Below are 21,771 nucleotides of genomic sequence, written 5' to 3' on the forward strand. Positions count from 1 at the left end.
GCGACCGGTGGTGTGTTGCTGTGGCAGCACTTGTTCTGGTTCTTCGGTCATCCCGAGGTGTACATCATCGCGTTGCCGTTCTTCGGGATCGTCTCGGAGATCTTCCCGGTGTTCTCGCGTAAGCCGATGTTCGGATACACCACATTGATCTACGCGACGATCGCGATCGCGGCATTGTCGATCGCGGTGTGGGCGCATCACATGTATGCCACCGGTGCGGTGTTGCTTCCGTTCTTCTCGTTCATGACGTTCTTGATCGCGGTGCCCACGGGTGTGAAGATCTTCAACTGGATCGGCACGATGTGGCGTGGTCAGGTGACGCTCGAGACGCCGATGTTGTTCTCCATCGGGTTCTTGATCACGTTCCTCTTCGGTGGTCTCTCGGGTGTGTTGCTCGCCAGCCCGCCGATCGATTTCCATGTCACCGACACCTACTTCGTGATCGCGCACTTCCACTATGTGGTGTTCGGGACGGTGGTGTTCGCGACGTATGCCGGTATCTATTTCTGGTTCCCGAAGATGACGGGCCGGATGATGGACGAGACGCTCGGCAAGTGGCATTTCTGGTTGACGTTCTTCGGGTTCCACGGCACGTTCCTGGTGCAGCACTGGCTCGGGAACGAGGGTATGCCGCGTCGGTACGCCGATTACCTGGCGTCGGACGGGTTCACCACACTCAACATCATTTCCACGATCGGGGCGTTCGTGCTCGGTGCGTCGACGTTGCCGTTCGTGTGGAACGTCTTCAAGTCCTACCGGTACGGCGAAGTGGTCACCGTCGACGATCCGTGGGGCTACGGCAACTCGTTGGAATGGGCGACCTCCTGCCCGCCGCCGCGGCACAACTTCACCGAACTGCCCCGGATCCGGTCCGAGCGTCCCGCGTTCGAACTGCACTACCCGCACATGGTCGAACGCCTCCGCGCCGAAGCCCACGTCGGACCAGGTGCCCACGGCGGACACACCACCGAAGTCCTCGAGAAGGCGCGTCGAGAACCACTGGCCACCGGCGACGACGAGCATTCGGGCGACTGAACCGGCAGCGCCGAATCACAGGTACTGCCCCGTCAATTCGGCTGCGCGCCAGCGTCCGTCGGCGATGGTGCGGAGCAGTACCTGTGTGGTCACCGCAGTTCCGTGTTCCAGCACTGCGCGTCGCACCGTTTCTCGCACATCCGCCCCGGAGACCGCAGTAGCGAAGGACCGCGCCACGGCATGGCAGTCCACAGCGTCGGCGCCGGGTATCGACGTCAGTATCCGACGCAGGATCTCGGCTGTCGCGGCGGTGTCCGGGTAGTCGATCTCGATGATCGCATCGAACCGAGCCGACCGCGTTGCCGCGGAATCGAGAGACTTCGGATCGTTGGTCGACGCGATGGTCAGAACGTCGTCGTACTGCCGGGTGCCGTCGAGGACGGTCAGAAACTCCGCCAACGGCTCGTCCCGACCCCCGCTTCCCCTCGTGCCGATGATCAGATCGAGATCCTCGAGGATGACGACGGTGCGTCCGAGATATCTGGTCTCCTCGTAGATGGACCTCAGCGCACGAGATCCAGCGAGGGCGTCGACGATGATGACGGTGGCGTCTCCCATCAACTCCCCGGCCACGACACGGCTGACGGCACTCTTGCCCACACCGGGAGGACCGGTCAGAAGCACTCCTCGGCTGGTGCCGAGGCCGAGCTGACGCATCAGGTCGGCGCGAGTGGTCACTGCAGCGATATTGGTGTCCAGTTCGTTCCACACTTCGGCTGGCAACACCAGATTCGAGCGGTCCTGACGGGGAAGGTCGACGATCGACAGGCCGAGTACAGGTTTTGCGGTCGCCTGAAGAACACGTCCTCGGAAAAAGTTTCGAGGACCGCGCGCCGCGGTCATCGTCTGCGCGAGCAGTGCCCTGCCCGCCTCGGCGTCGACCGTGCGGGTGTAGATGCGAAGCTCGAATTCGTCGTTCATGAACGACGCTTCCCTCAGGCACACCACGACGTCGATCGGCGCGAACGAGCCACCGACGAAGAACACGGCAAGTTCCTTGGGCAGCGAGATCGACGTGCCGTCGATGTCCGTTCGCTCCCACGTCGGAGGACACGAATCCTCTGCGGGACCGACCGGAGGGTTCCATATCGACATCTCGTCCGCGAGGATCGCAGCCACTGCCGGACGCGTGGAGACCGTGAGGAGTTCGGTGGCGCAGACGACGTCGTCGCTCGACACTCCCAGTGAGGTCGAGACGAATGCGTCTGCCGTGGTGGCCGAACGCGAGGCGCCGAGGAGCAGGTTCGCTATCGCGGCGACGGTGCGACGGACGGATTCCGGTTCACCGGACAGGCTTTCGTGCACTTCTGATGTCATGTGGGAGTCACGATTCTTTCACCACGCCGAGTACGTGGACTACTCCGCATGCGCGAAGATCGCCAGAGTACTACATCGACAACGCGGTCGCCCAGCGCATTTTCACGCGTCACCGACCGAGTAATCCCGTTTCTCAGAACGCTCTCAGCAGTCACGGTCATACTCGTCCAGTGATCCCCCGCGCAGCCCATCGCCCCACAGCGTTGACGCTGCACGGCCGCATCCGTGTTCTCACGATCAGTGTTGCGGCTCTCGCCGTCGCGGTCAGTGCGCTCGCCATCTACGTCGTCGCGGACCAGGCTCTTCGTGATCAGCTCGGTGACCGAGTGTCTCGCAACGCCAAAGCACTCATCACCGGAGCACAGTTGGGCGTCCCGCCGAACGCGTACGGTTTCGGCGTCAGCAGCCCCGATGGCCCCGCGATCAAGGTAGCGCTGGTCTCGTCGACCGGGGAACTCGTCACGTTCAACACCGAGTCCAAGCCGTTCACGAACTCGGCGGGTGTGCTCGACTCCCAGGAGCAGGCAGTCGTCGACGGGACGGCGCCTGATTCCCTCCGCGAGGTGCGCGGATACATGGTCGCGGCCGAGCGGACGACCACCGGCGAAACCGTCATGGTCGCCGAGTCGCTCGAGTCCAACGATCCGCTGCTGGGGAAGTTGACGCTCGCTCTCGTGATGATCGGAGCATTCCTGGTCGCCCTGGCCGGAATCGCCGGTTCTGCGGTGGCTCGAACAGGGCTGCGACCGGTCAAACGTCTGCGCAACGCCACCGAGCAGGTGGCGCGCACCGGCGACTTGGAACCCATCGTCGTCAGCGGAGACGACGAACTCGCATCGCTGGCCACCAGCTACAACGAGATGCTCGCCGCGCTCACCGTCTCCGGCCGCCGGCAGAACAAGCTCGTCACCGACGCCGGCGAGGAGTTGATGGAACCGTTGCAGACGCTGCGAGCGAAGATCGACACCGTGATGGCGCTGGACTCGGACGACCCGCCCGCGCTGTCCCCCGAGGAGCAGGACGCGCTTCGCGCGGGTGTCATGACCGACATGGACGTGATCATCCGACTGGTCCACGATCTGGTCGATCAGGCCCGCGTCCAGTCGGAGGCGTCGCACTCCTGATCGACGCCACTACCGTTCGATTCGATGCAGGCGAACGTTTACGAGCGTCGAATCCTCGATGTCGGCGGTCATGAACGTACAGAACGGTTGCCGACGGCGGTCGGTGGGAGATCCTGGATTGAGCAGGCGCAGCCCGTTGTCGGCCGTGGTGTCCCACGGAATGTGACTGTGCCCGAACACGAGTACATCCGTGTCGGGATAGGCCGCCGCCATGCGTTTCTCACGTCCGGTGGCCTGACCTGTCTCGTGGACGATGGTGAGTCGGACGCCGTCGAGTGCGACGTCTGCCCGCTCGGGCATGCGTGCGCGTAAGTCTTCCCCGTCGTTGTTCCCCCAGCATGCGATCAACCGTGTCGACGCGGCCTGCAGCGCGTCGAACAGGTCGACCTCGACCCAGTCGCCGGCGTGGACGACGACATCCGCATCTCGGACGGCATCCCAGACTTGCTGGGGCAGTGACCTTGCCCGCTTCGGCACATGAGTGTCCGCCAGCAACAGAAGTTTCACGCACTCCAGTGTGCACGCTCGGCGGTCGCGGGCGGGGGATCCGGATCGGACGATGCGCGGGGTTCACCGGAAATCCCTCGACTTGGATTGCACCCGCAGATCCAGCAGTTGCAGATGATCCGCCACCACGGTGGCGGCTCCTTCGGCGTTCTGCACCTTGCCTCGGATCAGCAATGCGGGAGCGGTGAGCGCGAGCTTTCGATACTTCGCCCACAGTCCGACCGAACAGACGACATTGACCATTCCCGTCTCGTCCTCCAGATTGACGAACGTGACTCCGCCCGCTGTCGCAGGCCGTTGACGATGCGTCACCGCTCCCCCGACGAGCACCCGGTCCCCATCGGGAATCGCCAACAGCCGATGCGCCGGAACCACCCCGAGGCGGTCGAGTCGATCTCGAAAGAACTGAGTGGGATACGAATTCGGTGATACCCCCGTTGCCCATACGTCCGCGGACGCCAGATCGAGATCGCTCATACCGGGAAGCACGGGGGCGTGGGTCGACGCCCCGAGACCGGGAAGCAGATGCGGCCGCTCCCCTGCCGCAGCACCGGCAGCCCACAACGCTTGGCGACGAGTGGTCCCGAAACAGCCGAGAGCGCCTGCTGTCGCCAATGATTCGGCCTGGGCGGTGGACAGCTCCACCCGTCCGGTCAGATCGAGGAACGAGGTGTACGGGCCCCCCAGTACCCGAGCTTCGACGATCTTCTCCGCGAGCGCCTGACCGATGTGACGAACATCGGCCAGACCCATACGAATCTCGAGTCCACCACCGCACAAGTCCGCGTACCAGGAGCTGGCGTTGACATCCGGTCCGTGCACCTGCACACCGTGACGCCGTGCATCGGCGACCAACGACTGCGGGGAGTAGAAGCCCATCGGCTGTGCCCGCAGCAGTCCCGCGCAGAACGCTGCCGGATGGTGCAGTTTGAACCACGACGAATAGAACACGAGCGATGCAAAACTCTGCGAATGACTCTCGGGAAAACCGAAGTTGGCGAAGGCGGACAGTTTCTCGTAGATACGATCGGCCGCATCCCCGACGATTCCGTGCAGCTCACGCATACCGTCGTAGAACTTTCCGCGCAGTTCGTTCATGCGCTCCGGGGACCGTTTGGAACCCATGGCTCGGCGGAGTTGATCGGCATCCGCAGCGCTGAAACCCGCGACATCGATCGCCATCTGCATGAGCTGTTCCTGGAACAGCGGAACTCCGAGCGTCCGATCCAGAGCCTTCTTCAACGACGGATGATCGAACGTGACCGGTTCGAGCCCGTTGCGGCGCTTGATGTACGGGTGAACGGATCCACCCTGAATGGGCCCCGGCCTGATCAGTGCCACTTCCACGACCAAGTCGTAGAACTCACTCGGCTTCAGGCGAGGCAGCGTCGCCATCTGCGCGCGCGACTCCACCTGGAACACGCCGATCGAATCCGCTCGCTGCAGCATGTCGTAGACAGCCTTCTCGCTCAGATCGATGTCCGCGAGGTCGATCCGGATGCCTTTGTGCTCGTCGATCAGATCGATCATGTAATGCAAGGCCGACAACATCCCGAGTCCCAACATGTCGAACTTGACCAAACCCACCGCAGCGCAATCGTCCTTGTCCCACTGGAGAACACTGCGGTCGGCCATCGTTGCCCACTCCACCGGACACACGTCCGCAATGGGGCGATCGCAGATCACCATGCCGCCCGAGTGAATACCGAGATGACGCGGAAACCCTTCGATCTGCCGCGCCAGATCCAGTACCGGAGCAGGTATGTCGCTTCCCTCCTGGTCACCGATGTTGGACCAACGGGTGACCTGCTTGCTCCACGCATCCTGTTGCCCCTGGGAGAATCCCAACGCGCGAGCCATGTCACGCACCGAGGATTTACCTCGATAGGTGATCACGTTCGCGACCTGCGCGGCATACGTGCGCCCGTACTTGGAGTAGACGTGCTGAATAGCTTCCTCACGCCTGTCCGATTCGATGTCGACGTCGATATCGGGTGGACCGTCCCGCTCGGGCGCAAGGAACCGCTCGAAGAGCAGCTTGTTGGCAACAGGGTCCACATTGGTGATGCCGATGGCATAGCAGACGGCGGAGTTCGCTGCCGAACCCCGCCCCTGGCACAGAATGTCGTTGTCCTTGCAGAATTTCACGATGTCGTGGACGACGAGAAAGTACCCGGGAAAACCCAACCGCTCGATGATGTCCAGTTCGTACTCGATCTGAGCGTGCGCCGCAGGATGTTCCGTCGGCGAGCCGTACCTGAGACGCGCACCACGCACCGCGAGATCACGCAGGTGACTGATCTCGGTATGTCCGGGAGGCACATCGAACGGCGGAAGCTTCGGCGCGATCAAGTGAAGATCGAACGCACACTCACGACCGAGCCGGGCTGCGGCGTCGACCACGCCGGGATGATGTCGGAACAGCGCAGCCATCTCCGCACCGGACCGAAGATGGGTACCACCGGTCGGTGCGAGCCATCCCGATGCCTCGTCCAAGCTGCTTCTGGCGCGCACCGCAGCCATCGCCATGGCAAGACGGCGGTTCTCCGGCGTCGCGTAATGCGCCGCAGTCGTGGCGATCACCGGAAGGCGGAAGCGGGCGGCGGCGTCGAACAGCGCGTCGTTGCGCTCGTCGTCCTCCGGCAATCCGTGATGAGTGAGCTCGACGGTGACACGGTCGGCGCCGAATCTGTCGACCAGGTCCCGGACGGCAGCATCCATCGCGTCCCGCCCGCCGTTGCGCAGGGCACGCCGCACGTGCCCCTTTCTGCACCCGGTGAGGATCTGCCAATGCCCACCCGCGGCATCGGACAACGCGTCGAAGTCGTACCGAGGCTTTCCCTTGACGCCACCGGCCAGATGCGCCGCCGCGATCTCCCTCGACAGTCTGCGATACCCCTCCTGGCCGCGAGCGAGCACGAGAAGATGCGTACCGTCCGGGTCGAGCTCACCTGCCCGCGACTTGTCCGTTCCCAGCGACAGTTCGGCACCGAAGACAGTCCCCACACCCAGCGCCTTGGCGGCCTCGGCGAACCTCACGACCCCGTAGAGACCGTCGTGATCGGTGAGGGCGATCGACTCCAGCCCGAGCCTCGCGGCCTCCTCCACCATCGTTTCCGGCTGGCTCGCCCCGTCGAGGAAACTGAACGCGGAATGCGCATGCAACTCCGCATACGGAGTTCCTGTCACGGGTGCCGAAGTGACCGACCCTTCGTACGCCGCACGTTTACGCGACCAGGCAGGACTGTCCCCGCCGTCGCCGACGATCTCGGGCTTGTCCGGCCGCGCAGGACGCCCCGACAGCACCCGCTCCATCTCCGACCACGTCGGCGGACCATCGTTCCAGCCCATGACCATCCCCTCGTTCATCGAGAACTCGAACAGCACGGTCGAACAGAGGGGAAGACACCGTTCGAACGTGTGTTCTATTAGAGCGCACGGCACCGACAGAAATCAACGTGTCGTCTCCAGCCACTAGGCTCGCTCTGCGATCGCATGTAACTAGAGAGCTGGAGTGAGAACGTGACACGTTGGGCTTCGTTCGTCGTTTCCCGTAAACGCTGGGTGCTCACCATCGCCATCGTGGCGGTGGCCCTCAGCGGGGCATGGGGAATCGGCGTGTTCTCCAAGCTCAGCGAAGGCGGCTTCATCGACCCGGGAAGCGAGGCCGCCGAAGTCAGCACACTCGTCGCCGGCCTCGGGCAACCGACACCGGACATCGTCGCCATCTACACCGCACCCGAAGGCAAGACGATCGACGACATCGCACCCGATGTCACAGCCGTGCTCGACGAGTTCCAGAACGAATACTCCGTCGAGAACGTCACGTCCTATTGGACTGCGAACGCCGCAGCCAAGCAGTTCCTCCTGTCCAACGACGGCACCAAGGCGCTCGCGACCGTCACCCTCGGCCCCAAGTCAGGCGTCACGTTCTCGACGTTCGGCGACCTGCCGCCGAAACTCGTCGTCCCCGGCGTGACTTCGCAGTTCGCCGGCGGATCGGTGGTAGGAGTGTCCTTCAGCACCACGCTGCAGAGCGACCTCGTGCGATCCGAGGCGATCGCGATCCCCATCACCCTGGTGCTGTTGATCTTCATCTTCGGCGGCGTGGTCGCGGCCGCGGTGCCGGTGTTCGTGGGCATCCTCAGCGTCATCAGCGCACTGGCAATTCTGCGGGCGCTGACGGTGGTCACCGAGGTCAGCTCGTTCTCCATCAACGTCGCCTCACTTCTCGGGCTCGGCCTCGCCATCGACTACGGACTGTTCATCGTCAGTAGATTTCGAGAGGAGATGCGCGCAGGCGTCGACCCGCAGAACTCCGCAGTTCGCACCGTGCTGACCGCAGGCCGAACCATCGTCTTCTCGGGGCTGCTGCTGATCTGCGCATTCGCGGGAATGCTCGTGTTTCCGCAACCGGTCGTCAAATCGCTCGGATTCGGAGCCATGGCCGCCGTCGCCAGCGCGGCAATCCTGTCGCTGACGGCTGTTCCTGCCCTGCTCGCGATACTCGGTCATCGCATCAACTCGCTCACCTGGAGCCGAAGCGCATCCGACCGCGGCGACGCGCGCGCACAGAAGTTCTGGGGAGCCGTCGTCACCCGGGTGATGCGCACTCCCGGAATCGTCGCTGTAGTCATCGTCGCCGCACTGCTCGTGCTCTCCGCGCCGATTCTCAAGGTCACGCTGGGAGAAGTCGACTACACCGCACTGCCTCAGAACGATCCGGCTCGCGTCGCCGTCGAGACACTGAACTCCGAATTCCCGACCACGGGCGAAGGTGCCACCGTAGTTCTCCGCGGCACCGACGGGCAGAAACCCCAGGGCGCCCCGATCGCAGACATCACCCGCCAGGCAGAAGCCGTCGACGGAATTGCCCGGGTCCAGTTCACCGGGTCCGCGGACGACTTCGTCGTCGTCCAAGCAACATTCAGCGAACCCAGTGAAGGCAAGAGCGAAGTCGAGTCGACCAGTGACGCCGTCGCTTCCCTGCGACAGATGACACCGCCGGAGGGCACCGAGATCCTCGTCGGAGGCTCGAGAGCTCTCGTCGACGACGGCAACGCAGCGATCGCCAAGTGGCTGCCGGCGATGATCGCGATCATGGTCGTCTCGACGCTCATCCTGTTGTTCCTCGCCTTCGGCTCGATCGTCCTCCCCATCAAAGCGGTCCTGATGGCAGGGCTGAGCCTCGGAGCCACCTTCGGTGTGTTGACCTGGGTCTTCCAGGAAGGACACGGCGCCGAACTGCTCGGCGTCACCCCGGCACCACTCGAAGCGACATTTGTCGTCCTCATCCTCGCCGTCGTCTTCGGCCTGTCCACCGACTACGAGGTCTTCCTGATGTCCCGAATGGTAGAAGCCAGAGCCGGCGGCGCCACGACGGAAGAAGCAGTGACCGTCGGCGCACAACGGACAGGACGCATCGTCACCGCCGCCGCCCTCATCCTCATCGTCGTCACCGGCGCATTCACCATCTCCGATCTGTCGATCATGAGATTCCTCGGCGTCGGAATGATCCTCGCCTTGATCGTCGACGCCACCATCATCAGAATGCTGCTCGTCCCGTCATTGGTGAAACTGATGGGCGAAGTCAACTGGTGGGCGCCTGCATGGATGAAGAAAGTGCACGAAAAAGTCGGTATCGGTCACTGACCTCGCCGCATCCCTGTCTTCGTGGACCGAACGTGACGTTCGGTCACCTCGAGTGACCCAACGTGACGTTCGGTCACTTCAAGTGACCAAACGTGACGTTCGGTCACTTCAAGTGACTGAATGCCACGTTCGGTCCGAAATCAAGGGTGGCCGAGGAACTTACTATCAAGTAAGTTCGAGGGATGGCGAAGTACATCGTTACCGGCGGTACGGGTTTTCTCGGGCAGAATGTGCTGCCCCTGATACTGGAGCGCGATTCGGCTGCGGAGGTGCATGTTCTGGTTCGGCAACAGTCGGTTGCCAAGCTCGAACAGCAGGTCGCCGGGCTGCCCGGTGACGACAGGGTTCATCCGCTCGTGGGAGACCTCACCGAACCGGGGCTCGGGGTGAAGGAGGTGCCGTCGGATGTCGATCACATCGTTCATCTCGGCGCGGTGTACGACCTGACCGCCGGTGATGAGCAGTCCGGGGCGAATGTGGACGGCACCCGGGCCGTGGTCGATCTGGCGGTGGCGACGGGGGCGAGGTTGCACCACGTGTCGTCGATCGCAATTGCCGGTGACCATGTGGGGACGTTCACCGAGAACGATTTCGACAAGGGCCAGGGATTCCCGACGGCGTATCACCGGACCAAGTTCGAGGCGGAGGCGATCGTCCGCGATTCGGCTACCGATTGGCGCGTGTACAGGCCGTCCGCGGTTGTCGGCCATTCCGAGACCGGCGCGATCGACAAGATCGACGGGCCGTACTTCTTCTTTCCGTTCTTCGCCGAACTTGCCAAGTTACCGTCGATCCTGCCTGTCACAGTGCCTGATATCGGTGCGACCAATCTGGTACCGGTGGACTACGTTGCCACTGCCATCGTCGATCTGATCGTGCGGAATCCTCTGGGTCAGAGGGTGTTCCATCTCGTCAACCCCGAGCCTCAGTCGATGGTCGAGGTGTATTCCGCGTTCGGCGCGGCCGCGGGTTCGAAGGCCAAGGTCGTGGGGATACCGGGGGCGGTTGCTGCTCCTGTCGTCTCGCCGCGGACGAGGGTGGTCAAGAACGGTCGCGACGCCGTGCTCACACGGTTCGGTGTTCCACCCGTCATGCTCGATCATCTGACGCTTCCGACGGTGTTCACGTCCACTGCCACCCAGACTGCGCTGAACGGACTCGTTCCGCCGCCGTTGAAGTCCTATGCAGACAAACTGTGGACGCACTGGCAGCGCAACCTCGACCCGGACCGCGCGCGCAAGCAGGATCCACGCGGACCGCTGGTCGGCCGTCACATCGTCATCACCGGGGGTTCCTCTGGAATCGGACAGGCGAGCGCCGTGTCCGCAGCGCGCAAGGGCGCAACGGTTATTCTGCTGGCGCGCGGCGCCGAGCAGCTGGAAAGCGTTGTTGCGGACATCCGTTCCTCCGGCGGGGACGCGTACGGGTATCCCTGCGACGTCACGGACACCGAGTCGGTGGAGCAGACGGTCAAGGCCATTCTCGGTGAGCACGGGCACGTGGACATGCTCGTCAACAACGCCGGGCGATCCATCCGGCGTTCGCTCTACCGATCGACGGACAGACTGCACGATTACGAAAGAACGATGGCCGTCAACTACTTCGGTGCCGTCCGACTCGTGTTGGCGCTACTTCCGCACATGCGTGAGCGCCGCTTCGGCCATGTCGTGAACGTCAGTAGCGCTGCAGTGCAGGGCCACACACCACGTTTCTCCGCGTACGTGGCGAGCAAGGCCGCTCTCGACGCGTTCTCCGACGTGGCTGCAGCCGAAACTCTGTCCGACGGAATAACGTTCACGACCATCCATATGCCGCTCGTTGCGACGCCGATGATCACACCCACCGGCGACAAGAACGTCGGCCCGGTGGTGTCACCGGAGAAAGCCGCGGCAATGGTGATCAGGGCGTTGACCGACAGGCCGAAGCGCATCGACACTCCACTCGGCACTCTCGGTCAGTTCGGCAGCATCTTCACGCCGAAGGGCAAGGACCGGACGATGCATCAGTTCTACCGGCGGTTCCCCGATTCGGCTGCGGCCAAAGGCGAAGTGACGGAAGACCAGGGCGAATCTCAGCCGATCCCGGTACCTCCGACCTCGACCTACGACGCGTCCAGCGCATCGGCGCGGGTCGGCAAGCTGGCGAGGCGACTCGGAAGGCTGGTTCCCGGAGCCAACTGGTGACGAGACCGGTGCCGATCACCTGCGTATCGAGCGCACCAGTACCGAACCGAAGCCGGCGGTCAGATACCCCAGAGATCCCAGCGCCAGAGTCCATTTGGCGATACTGACGGCCGAGGTGGCTCGCACGACCGAATCGGTGATGTGATCGGGCCGATCCAGCAGGTGCAGGCCGACGATGTTCTCGACGTAATCTCCTGCTGCCGAGAGGACAGGAGCGAGCGCAAGCACACGTGCGGTGGCGGGCGGTATCGGCGTCAGTTCACCCAACCGCTCGGCACCGGCACGAAGCGCGACGGCGTAGATCGCAGGGTGGACGAAATCCGGGTAGTAGTGGCTTCGAAAACGCGCGGTCTCTCGAGAGTCCATCTTCTCGAGAATCTCTCGATATCGTCGTGCCGACCACGCCGTCTGCACTTCGAGGACGCGGGGCCCGGCCGGACCGAGCAGCCGAACGATATTCGCTTGCGAGACAACGAAAAGCGCTGCACTGGCGATCAAGGGAACATCTCGCTTCGACAGTCTCATGCACTGATGGTAGATCCTCACCGCGGATCATTCGTAGATACCTTCCACTCGCCACCCGTCGTCGCCGTAGAGAAGCAGCAGGGCACGGGTTTCTTCGACCAGCACTTGAACGCGCGCGCCCTGTGTACCCACGGTGGGATCCCACCAGCGTTCGTCGATCGGCCATGGTCCGGCCCATCCTCGTAGTGGCCACGCCTTGCTCCCCCACCGCAGTGTGGCCGGGCGGGTGTCGAAACTTCCGCGCATGCCGACGTGCACGTCGTTGCCATTCGCGTCCTCCAGCGTCACCCGAGGAGACGTGTCCATCACTGCTGCCGGTGCGGGCGCCGGGAGCCGGCCGGGCCAGGGAGCAGCAGGATCCGACAGGGGCACCAACTCGTCGCCCAGACTGCGCAGAGTCACCCGGTCGCCGGGGCCACGCCCCCCGCTTAGCACGCCGATCTTCACAGAGTCGCCGCCGAGAAGTCCCTGCACACGGACAAGGGCGCGTCTGGCGCGTTCCTCCTCGTCGCCGACGCTTCCCCAGAGGCCGAGTTGGAGCTCACCGGCTGCGACCACCTCGACCGGTTCCAATCGCAGCATCGTGATGCCCGACGTCGGTTTGGCGACGCTACGCCCGGTGAGCCAGCCGTCGAGTTGCCACCGCACGCGGTCTGCGGTTCCTTCCGGGGTCAGAGGCTCGGCGCATCGCCATGTTCGCGAGAGGTTCTCGCCGTTGCCGGTGGATGCATGGACGAGCAGTCGAGTACAGGCAACGGCAGCGGCCGCCAACTTCGTGTGCAGTTTCTCCGCCATCCCCCTGCCCGCGAAGGCCGCTGCATCCACGCGATCGATCGGCGGATCGCACTGGTACTCCACGTTCAGGTCCGGTGGCAGGGCGCGAGCCGACGGTGGACGCTCCGCCTCACCCCTCGCGCTCCGATGGGCGAGCACGGCGTCGGTTCCGAAACGGGACGCCACATCACCGGGAGTGAGGGCCGCGAAATCACCGATGGTGCGCAGACCCAGACGTCGTAGGAGATCGATCAGCTCTTCCCTGTCCGCCGCGGCCAGACTGGGTTCTGCCGCCAGTTCCGACACCGGCAGCGGGGCGAGATAACGAGCCCCGCCGCCCCGGGGAACGATCACGGCATGCCTGGCTGCGATGACCGCCGTCGACAACTCGTCGGCGATCCCTATCTGACATTCGACGCCGGCCGCGGCCGCCTGATCTATCAACCGCTCGGCTGCGTTGTGCTCGGATCCGAAGTACCTGCTGACACCTCGGGCACCGAGGATCAGCAACCCCGGCCGCAGTACCTCCACACCCGGCGCAACCATGTCGACGGCTGCGGCGACCGGCTCGAACATCCGGCCGTCGCGATCCGAATCAGCCGTCACCACATACACATCGGGACAGCGAGCCTGGGCCTCACGTTTGCGTAGACCCCGCCGTACACCGTGTGCGCGGGCAGGTGCCGAACATGCGATCACACGATTGGCGGACACCACCGCCACCGGGCTGGTCGCCGGAAGATCGGCGACGGCAGCAGCCGCGACCGCGGGCCAGTCCGGGCACCACAGCGCCAGCACCCGGCTCATGCCTGTTCCCATTTCATGCCAGCACCGCCACTCTGTCGGCACCGACGGCCGCAATGGACGGGACCTCGAACCACTCGACGCGGCCGCGCTCGGAACGTAGGTCGAATCGAGTGGAACGAGTGCGCATCGCCTTCCCCTGCGCGCGCACTTCCAACCGGAGACCACGAAGCCGCCCGCGGCCTGCACCGTCTCCGGTTCCGACACCGTCGACGCCGGCCACGGACGCATCGAGCCGCAGATCCACCCCGTCCCAGTGCCCGTCCGTCACCAGAAGCGACGCACCCTTGCTTCGAGCGCGTGCAACGACGGCACGTGCTCGCGACGGCGGCACCGACCTACCACCGAGACCGAGCACGACCAGGTCCACTCCGTCGAGCAGGATCGCGGCCACTTCCACCGGGTCCTCTCCCGGATCGGGAACCATGGCCAGTCTGTGCAACTGCGCTCCCATCTCGGACGCTGCGAGCAACCCGAAGCGCGGTTGACCGACCACTGCCACGTGACCGCCTGCAGCCGTGACCGACGCGACCATGCCGAGCATCAGAGAACCCGCGCCGGACACTGCGGTCACCGACCCTCGAACCAGGCCTCCGTGAGGGAGGACAGCCGCAAGCGCCTCCGGGACACTCAACACCTCTTTTGCAGGTGCGCGTGTGCTTTTCTGCTGTTCGAGGCGGTTGTCGGGCGCCGATGGCTCGGCCGACACAGGGGCACTCGACCGTGAAACCGAGGGACGGGCGACCGAGCGTGTTTCGCCCTTGGACGGCACAGCGGCCATGCGTCGCCGAAGATGTTCCACCCTCTCCGGCAACGACATGCTCTCCAGCGCAACACCGCTGTCACGAGCAACACTGCTGTCATGAGCAACACTGCCGTCATGAGCAACACTGCCGTCATGAGCAACACTGCCGTCATGAGCAACACTGCCGTCACGAGCAACACTGCCGTCACGAGCAACTCTGTTGTCGCGGGAGATACCGTGCCGAGAGTCGGCGGAAACAGACATGCTTACCTCCCCATGGTGATGGAATCGTGGAACTCGGCCCTCTTCCGAAGACGATGGGGAAGTCCCGCCTTCGAACAGACTTTCGAACACCCCCAAGTTAAGCCGTTCCGGCGACCTCCGTCAAGGCAGCGACGAACCGGCTGGTGACGGCCGGGGCGGCGCGTCACGCCGGACGTCGCGGGCAGCGATGCTCACTGTCAACTAACCTGTGGGCGTGACCGAGCAGCAACGCACCGCACGGGTCGTCGGACCCGATTATCTCCTCGCCGGCAGATACCGCCTCGCCTACAAGCTCGGCGGTGGCGGAATGGGTGCCGTGTGGCTTGCGCAGGACACGCTGATGGGAAGAAAAGTTGCCGTCAAACAGGTCACCTCGACGATCGACCTGAGCGAGAAGGCCGCGCGCGAAGTCCGTAATCGCGCCATGCGTGAGGGACGGATCGCCGCGCGGCTGTCCAGCCCACATGCCATCGCCATGCACGACGTCGCGATCGAGGACGGAGAACCGTGGCTCGTCATGGAGTACATGCCGTCACGGTCGCTGGCGCAGGCACTGAACATCGCCGAGACGCTGCCACCGTACGAGGTAGCGCAGGTGGGCGCCCAGGTTGCCGACGCGCTCACCGAGGCACACGAGGCAGGTATCGTCCACCGCGACATCAAACCGGGCAACATCCTCATCGCCGACCGTGGCCGGACGCTCGGGATCGTCAAGATCAGCGACTTCGGGATCTCGCGTGCGAAAGGTGATGTGGAGGAGTCGGATTCGAGCGTCATCACCGGAACTCCCGCCTACTTCGCTCCCGAGGTCGCACGCGGACAGGATCCGACCGAGGCAAGCGACGTCTTCTCCCTCGGCGCGACGCTGTACACCGCGATCGAAGGCAGACCGCCGTTCGACATCGACGAGGACTCCATCGCACTGCTGCACCGAGTCGCTCGCGGCCAGATCATCTCGCCCAGCAGATCAGGAGATCTCACCCCGGCGTTGCTGCACATGCTCGAGCCGGACCCGTCTCGCAGGCCGACCATGGCACAGGCCAGAGACGAGATCATCCGGAGCGCGGTCAGCAGCAAAGGATCCATTGCGTCGCTTCGCGGTGTTCCACTCACCACATCGGACGGCGTCGTTCCGGGGTGGGCACACCGATCCACGCCCGTCGCGGAAACCCGCCGCCCGTCACGCGAATTCGGCAACACTGTCGCAGGGCTTCCCGCAGTGCGCTCGACCGGGCTCTCGGACACCACACCCAAGCCCTACGCCCCGCCCCCGTTCGACGTGCCCAAGAAGAAGAATCCGTTGGACAAGGTGCTCGATGCAGTCGACGACGCCGTGGGAGACAAGGTCGACATCCCGCCTGCGGTGATTCTGGGCGTGGGAGTGGCTGTCGTCCTACTGATGGTGGTGCTGCTGATCGTCCTCCTCTGAATCTCCGTCCAGGAATCGGAAGAACTGCGCGAGAACGCTCGGCGAACGACCGAGGCCGGAGAGCTATCGACTCTCGAACACGGCAATGGCGATCTGCACTCGGTTGGTGCATCCGAGCTTGGCCAACACTCTCGACACGTAGGTCTTGACGGTCGCGACACTCATGAAGAGCGACCCGCTGATCTCGGCATTCGACAATCCCTGCGCCACCGCGATTGCCACTTCACGTTCCCGATCGGTCAGCACGTCCAGTACATCGTCGGCCCCGGCCGTGCGTCGATCCTGCTCGCGCCAGGCCGACACGAGTGTTCCGACGGCCGACGGCGACAGCATCGACTCACCGTCCTGCACTCGCTTGACGGCCTCGATGATGTCCCGCGGAGGAGTGTCCTTCAGCAGGAAGCCGTTGGCGCCCAGCCGAAGTGCTCGAAGGAGGTACTCGTCGGTGTCGAATGTCGTGAGCACCAGGATCGCCGGACCTCCCGTGCTAGTCCTGAGCATCTCGGTTGCGGCCAGACCGTCCATGACGGGCATTCGTATGTCCATCAGAACCACGTCCGGCTCGAGCCGTCGAGCCGCGTCGACACCGCTCGCGCCGTCCGCGGCCTCACCGACCACCCGAATCGAACTGTCGGACTGCAGAATCATCGACAAACCCGATCGGACCAGAGCGTCGTCGTCGACGAGGAGAACATCGATCACCTCGGCCACGGCAACCATGCTTCCAGTACGTATCCGACCGACCCGTCGACGGTCTTCACCCCGTGTTCGAGCCGACCGCCGGCCAAGGACAGCCGCTCGGACAGACCGATCAGCCCCGTACGAGAACCCGGCACGACCGAGTCGCGCCCGCCCAGCGCGTTGGACACCGACACGAGCATCCCCTCTCCTTCCGGCCGAATCGACACCTGCACTGCAGAGCCCGCCGCATGCTTGCGGGCGTTGGTCAGGCCCTCCTGAACGACACGAAAGACGTTACGCCCCATGGTCGCAGGAACGCCGCCCGCGTCCAACCGACTGTCGAAATCGACCACGACTCCGGCTGCGCGAACCTCGTCGATCAGCGCCGGTACGTCATCGATCGACGATCCCGGTTTCATCGGTGGTGAATCCTCGTCGGATCGCAGTACGCCCAGGATTTCCCGGAGATCGTTCAACGCACCGTGCGCACTGGTTCTGATGGTTCCCGCGATCTTCTCGATGTCGGCTGCATCGGCGTCGGACCGCACCTCGAGCGCACCGGCATGCAAACTCACCATCGAAATCCGGTGTGCCAGGGCATCGTGCATCTCTCTGGCAATCCGCTCACGTTCCTGGCCACGAACCCGATCTGCCCGGTCCGCCGCCGCAGCCTCCGCTCGTTCGGCGCGCTCGCGAAGCGAATCGATGACCTCTCGCCGCGCCTTGACGATCGCACCCCACGCCATCGGGATACTGAGCAGCGCCAAGCTCAGAATTCCCGTCGACACCACCGAGTCACCGACCGAGAAGAAGCGTGCGTACACCAGCGAAGCCACGAGATGCAGCGCAACGATCGCCGCGGTGACCCTCCACGTTCGCATCGATGCCACGGTGTAGATCGCCACCAACTCCGCGCCGCCCGCAGCGTCGGAGAACACCGTCAAGGCTGCGAGCACGAGCGCGATACCGACCGGCCGGCGCCGACGCCACCACAGCAATGCAGTCGCGACGACGCCGATCGCAACCGCGGTCGCCACACGCAAGTTCGAGAAATCGGCGGCGGTCACCCCGTCGAAGACGACCATTGCTGCGATGAACAGCGAGAACGCCATTGCGCCGAGATCGCCGGTACGCCGACGCGACACGGTCATCCGCGCACCAGTGGTCGCCAGTACTGCGTGCTCTTGCGTTCACGAACAACGATTCCCAACCGGTCCAGCGCCTCACGTAGCTCGGACGCATCCTCGCGAGACTTCTTCTGCAACGCCATTTCTCGGGCGCGCATCACGGCGTCGACCTCGGCGGGAAGCGTCGGCGATCCCGGAATCCAACGCTGATACAGGCTTTCGTACGGATCGCCCTCCACGAAGGAGTAGCCGTGTTCGACGAACACACGCTCCACCGCGGGTTCCTTCTCCTCGATCGGTGCGCGAACGACCTGACGCGACGCCGCGTCGAGGACGACGAGTTCCTTGCCGTCGACGAACACCGTCGACGCATCGGCCCGAGCGACCGACGTCGTCCGGCCTTCCTCGGTCAGACGCAGGCCCGACGCGGAGACGACGACGCGGAGACTGTCGTGAAATGCGAAGGCGACGAACGCGGCTCCCAGTGCGACACCGATCCCGGTGGTCAGATACTGCACCCACCAGTGCGACCACGAAGCAACGAACTCGAACACTCCCTGGAACGGGATCCACTTCTGCGACGCTGCCCACGGTGCCCAGCGTGGGAGAAAGAATCCGACGGCGCCACCGACCGCGGGCGCGACCACCGCCAGAAACACCCGGTCGGCGGTGGGAAGCCACAGCACCGATTCGATCTTGTCCTTCATGACCTCGACGCTAGTGGCACCGAAGGTCGATCCGACAGTCTCCGAAAGTCTATTCCTGCATCCAGCCGTCAATCGATCCGACGCTTGTGGGCCCACCTGGTCAGGGCGTTGCGATTGGATTGCTGTGTCTTCCGCAGCACGTTCGACGCGTGGGTCTCTACGGTCTTGACCGAGATGAACAGATCCTCCGCGATCTCTCGATACGTGTAACCGCGCGCCAACAACCTCAACACTTCGAGTTCGCGCGGTGTCAGCGAATCCAGCTCCGGATCCAGCGGCGGCTCCGGAACGGCCGAATTGCCGGTGAAGGAGTCGAGAACGAACCCGGCGAGTCGAGGCGAGAACACCGCGTCCCCGCCTGCCACCCGCCGCACGCCGTCGGCCAGTTCGGCTCCTGAAATGGTCTTGGTGACGTAACCGCGTGCACCGGCTCGGATCACGGCGATGACGTCCTCGGCTGCGTCGGACACCGACAACGCCAGACACACCGGACCGGACGATATACGTCCGAGTACCGCCACACCACCGCCGTCGGGCATGTGCACGTCCAAGAGGACCACGTCGGGCTTGGTCGAGTCGATTCCCGCTACCGCGTCGGCAACCCCGCCTGCCTCACCGACCACCTCGATATCGCCTTCGCGCGCCAGTTCGGCTCTGACTCCGGAGCGGAACACTGCATGGTCGTCGACGAGAAAGACACGGAAGGTGTCGGTCACCGGGGCTGCTCCTGCGGTAGTGGTTGGTCGGACGTCTGCGATTCAGGGGATGTGATGTGGTCGGCAACATGAATCTGCCTGTCGGGAGCCGAATCGTGCCGGGGCATCAGGATGCGCACTTCGGTTCCTCTGCCCACGGTGGAGCGTACCGACACCTGACCACCTCGACGTTCGATTCTGCCGTGGATGGATTTGGCGAGTCCTTGCCGATCCGTCGGCACCAGGTTCTCGTCGAAACCGCTGCCGCGATCGCGCACGAAGACCGTCACCTTGTCCGCCTCGGTCTCGGCGAAGAGGTCGATGTTGGTCTCGCCGGAGTGCTTGGCTGCGTTGACGAGCGCTTCCCGCGTCGCGCCGAGCAAAGCGGTGAAGTGCTCACGTGGAAGCCCGGAGTCGGAGTTCTCGGCCGAGAGTTGCACGTCGCCGACTGTGATCGGCCGAACCGTGACGCCGTGCTGATCCTCGACCTCGCCTGCGATGGTCTTCAGCGCCTCGGACAGGGACGAATGATCGGTGTCCCCGCCCTCGAACAGCCACTTCCGCAGCTCTCGCTCCTGCCCACGGGCCAGACGCATCACTTCCTGCGGCTGATCCGACTGTTTCTGGATGAGCGCCAGCGTCTGCAGCACGGAATCGTGCAGATGGGAGGCGATCTCCTCGCGCTCGTCGTTCCGAATACGAGCCGACCGCTCGGCGTTCAAGGTGCGCCACAGACGCAACCAGACCGGGACCGTCAGCAGACCGGCCCCGACCAGTGTCACGATGACCGCGAGCAACGAGGACCTGATCGACGCGATGTCCACCCTGGCCAGCACCACGACGCAGAGTCCGAGAATGATCAACGTCGCGCCGCCGACGACACGAGCCCAGCTGAGGACGGTCGGCTTCTTCGGCATCCCGAGCAGAGACCTCGGACCTTCGGAGTCGAACTCCCGCCATACGAGCGCCGCACCGACGATCACCACGACGACAGGAACGAGTACCGACGCCGCCGTGCCGTTCAGCAGCCACGCCAAGCCGGCCGCGAGCCCGAGGCCGAGGGCCGCGAGACCCAATGCCCGCTGGCGCTCGGCCGAACTCGGCCGGTCCACGTCGTCACCTGCCGGGGTGAACACCCACAGCAACCCGTAGGCGAAGATTCCGGCGCCCGCCATGACGGCGAGCAACGCAAACGCGACTCGGACCTTGAAGACGTCGACACCCAGATGGTCGGAGAGTCCACCTGCGACTCCGCCCACGATCCTTCCGCCGCCGCGCCGGTAGAACTTCACCGGCTCGGCGCCCGGGGACGAGGACGCGGCATCGACAGGGAGCACGTCATCGATCCTGGCACGAATCGAGCCGCACCCGCATCAGGGTCTCCCCTGATTTCCGCACCGGACCGATGTCAGGACGGAATCGCGCGCCACTCCTCGGTTCTGTCGGCGGTCGCCTCGGCAAGAGCCTTCTTCGTGGCGTCGGCGTCGTAGTCCTTGCCGTACACCGGCGTACCAGGCTGCTGACGCCACGATTTTTCGAGCGTGCCGGCGTCCACCGGCTCGAATCCCAGAGCGTCGACGACGTCGAAGACGAGCTTCTTGCCCGGCCCGTCGGCACCCGCGACGGGAAGCGCGATTCTCGTCCGGGTGGACGCAGCGTCGGTTCCGGCGGGAACGCCCTTCTCGAGAAGATGCTTTCACCAGATTCCGTTGAACACCTTGAACACATCCGACGATCGATCACCGAAATGCTCGGCAACCCACACGCTTTCGGGCTTGCCGTTCTCGATCTCGGCGATCAGGCCGTCGCGCTGCTGCGGGTAGTAGTTGTTGGTCTCGATGATCGGCGCGCCTGGCTTGGCCGCATCGAGAATGTCCGACGCCAGGTCCGGGGTGTTCTTCTGTGGAATGCTCACGATAACGAGATCGGCGTCAGCGGCTGCGTCCTTGCTCCACACTGCCTCGGCGCCGGTGTCGGCAGCCAACTCGGCCAACGTCTCCGGTGCACGCGAATTCGACACGCGCACGTCGTGTCCGAGTTCGGCCAGCTTGCGGGTCAGGGTGCCGCCGATGAGCCCGGCCCCGATGATTCCGATCTTCACGCGTTTCTCCTTCGTGATGCGAATGGTCGTTCTCGAAGTAGCAAGCCGTGGGATGCCGAGAACATTCCTGCAACTCGTGCGTGAAGGTAGGGAAAACATCA

At 64.2% G+C, this 21,771-nt stretch carries 16 protein-coding genes and 1 pseudogene; 5 read left to right on the forward strand and 12 right to left on the reverse strand.

Annotated elements, in window-relative coordinates; all coding sequences use genetic code 11:
* On the forward strand, positions 1-1,035 hold a 1,035-nt coding region (locus tag H292_RS0108485), incomplete at its 5' end, for a cytochrome c oxidase subunit I (protein ID WP_020111120.1).
* 15 nt (positions 1,036-1,050) lie between these two features.
* Here the strand turns inward: H292_RS0108485 and H292_RS0108490 are convergent.
* On the reverse strand, positions 1,051-2,352 hold the full coding sequence (locus tag H292_RS0108490; protein WP_231383794.1) for an ATP-binding protein: 1,302 nt from the start codon (positions 2,350-2,352) through the stop codon (positions 1,051-1,053).
* 170 nt (positions 2,353-2,522) lie between these two features.
* Between H292_RS0108490 and H292_RS0108495 the strand changes: the two genes are divergently transcribed.
* A complete protein-coding gene (locus tag H292_RS0108495) occupies positions 2,523-3,476 on the forward strand; it encodes a HAMP domain-containing protein (RefSeq protein WP_020111122.1) in 954 nt (317 codons plus the stop codon).
* Between the two features lie 9 nt (positions 3,477-3,485).
* On the opposite strand, the gene H292_RS0108500 is transcribed toward H292_RS0108495, so the two are convergent.
* Both H292_RS0108500 and H292_RS0108505 read right to left on the reverse strand, forming a co-directional pair.
* Entirely contained in the window at positions 3,486-3,983 is a 498-nt protein-coding gene (locus H292_RS0108500; RefSeq protein WP_020111123.1) for a metallophosphoesterase family protein, read from the reverse strand.
* A gap of 63 nt (positions 3,984-4,046) precedes the next feature.
* Complete coding sequence (locus H292_RS0108505) at positions 4,047-7,334, reverse strand: error-prone DNA polymerase (protein ID WP_027498692.1); 3,288 nt, start codon at positions 7,332-7,334, stop codon at positions 4,047-4,049.
* Between the two features lie 171 nt (positions 7,335-7,505).
* Between H292_RS0108505 and H292_RS0108510 the strand changes: the two genes are divergently transcribed.
* Together H292_RS0108510 and H292_RS0108515 are read left to right on the forward strand one after the other, a co-directional pair.
* Positions 7,506-9,635, forward strand: a complete 2,130-nt coding sequence (locus H292_RS0108510; RefSeq protein WP_027498693.1) for an MMPL family transporter — start codon at positions 7,506-7,508, stop codon at positions 9,633-9,635.
* A gap of 182 nt (positions 9,636-9,817) precedes the next feature.
* Positions 9,818-11,818 (forward strand): SDR family oxidoreductase, encoded by a 2,001-nt coding sequence (locus H292_RS0108515; RefSeq protein WP_020111126.1) that lies wholly within the window; start codon positions 9,818-9,820, stop codon positions 11,816-11,818.
* Positions 11,819-11,833: 15 nt separating this feature from the next.
* Here H292_RS0108515 and H292_RS0108520 read toward each other — a convergent pair whose 3' ends face one another.
* From H292_RS0108520 to H292_RS0108530, 3 genes are read right to left on the reverse strand one after another with little or no spacing between them, the layout of a single operon-like run.
* Positions 11,834-12,343 carry a hypothetical protein gene (locus H292_RS0108520; protein ID WP_019663628.1) on the reverse strand — a complete coding sequence of 170 codons (510 nt, stop codon included), beginning with the start codon at positions 12,341-12,343 and terminating at the stop codon, positions 11,834-11,836.
* 27 nt (positions 12,344-12,370) lie between these two features.
* Positions 12,371-13,924: a DNA polymerase Y family protein gene (locus H292_RS0108525; RefSeq protein WP_027498694.1), complete on the reverse strand. Its 1,554-nt coding sequence runs from the start codon at positions 13,922-13,924 to the stop codon at positions 12,371-12,373.
* Positions 13,925-13,937: 13 nt separating this feature from the next.
* Positions 13,938-14,741, reverse strand: a complete 804-nt coding sequence (locus tag H292_RS0108530) for a hypothetical protein (protein ID WP_230594067.1) — start codon at positions 14,739-14,741, stop codon at positions 13,938-13,940.
* A 397-nt stretch (positions 14,742-15,138) separates the two neighbouring features.
* On the opposite strand from H292_RS0108530, the gene H292_RS0108535 reads away from it, so the two are divergent.
* Positions 15,139-16,359, forward strand: a complete 1,221-nt coding sequence (locus H292_RS0108535; protein WP_019663625.1) for a serine/threonine-protein kinase — start codon at positions 15,139-15,141, stop codon at positions 16,357-16,359.
* A gap of 63 nt (positions 16,360-16,422) precedes the next feature.
* Here H292_RS0108535 and H292_RS0108540 read toward each other — a convergent pair whose 3' ends face one another.
* The 6 genes and pseudogenes from H292_RS0108540 to H292_RS26920 all read right to left on the reverse strand — a co-directional run bounded on the left by H292_RS0108540 (position 16,423) and on the right by H292_RS26920 (position 21,769).
* Positions 16,423-17,079, reverse strand: coding sequence for a response regulator (locus tag H292_RS0108540; RefSeq protein ID WP_019663624.1), 657 nt, complete (start codon positions 17,077-17,079; stop codon positions 16,423-16,425).
* A complete protein-coding gene (locus H292_RS0108545) occupies positions 17,058-18,191 on the reverse strand; it encodes a sensor histidine kinase (protein ID WP_019663623.1) in 1,134 nt (377 codons plus the stop codon). The genes H292_RS0108540 and H292_RS0108545 overlap by 22 nt, the downstream gene beginning before the upstream one ends.
* Positions 18,188-18,874 carry a YqeB family protein gene (locus H292_RS0108550; RefSeq protein WP_020111128.1) on the reverse strand — a complete coding sequence of 229 codons (687 nt, stop codon included), beginning with the start codon at positions 18,872-18,874 and terminating at the stop codon, positions 18,188-18,190. The genes H292_RS0108545 and H292_RS0108550 overlap by 4 nt, the downstream gene beginning before the upstream one ends.
* 68 nt (positions 18,875-18,942) lie before the next feature.
* Positions 18,943-19,590, reverse strand: a complete 648-nt coding sequence (locus tag H292_RS0108555; protein WP_019663621.1) for a response regulator — start codon at positions 19,588-19,590, stop codon at positions 18,943-18,945.
* Positions 19,587-20,906 (reverse strand): ATP-binding protein, encoded by a 1,320-nt coding sequence (locus tag H292_RS0108560; RefSeq protein WP_020111129.1) that lies wholly within the window; start codon positions 20,904-20,906, stop codon positions 19,587-19,589. The genes H292_RS0108555 and H292_RS0108560 overlap by 4 nt, the downstream gene beginning before the upstream one ends.
* Positions 20,907-20,977: 71 nt before the next feature.
* A pseudogene (locus H292_RS26920) lies at positions 20,978-21,769 on the reverse strand (NADPH-dependent F420 reductase).
* Positions 21,770-21,771: the final 2 nt, after the last annotated feature.

Source organism: Rhodococcus sp. 114MFTsu3.1, from assembly GCF_000383555.1.
GTDB lineage: Bacteria > Actinomycetota > Actinomycetes > Mycobacteriales > Mycobacteriaceae > Rhodococcoides > Rhodococcoides fascians_E.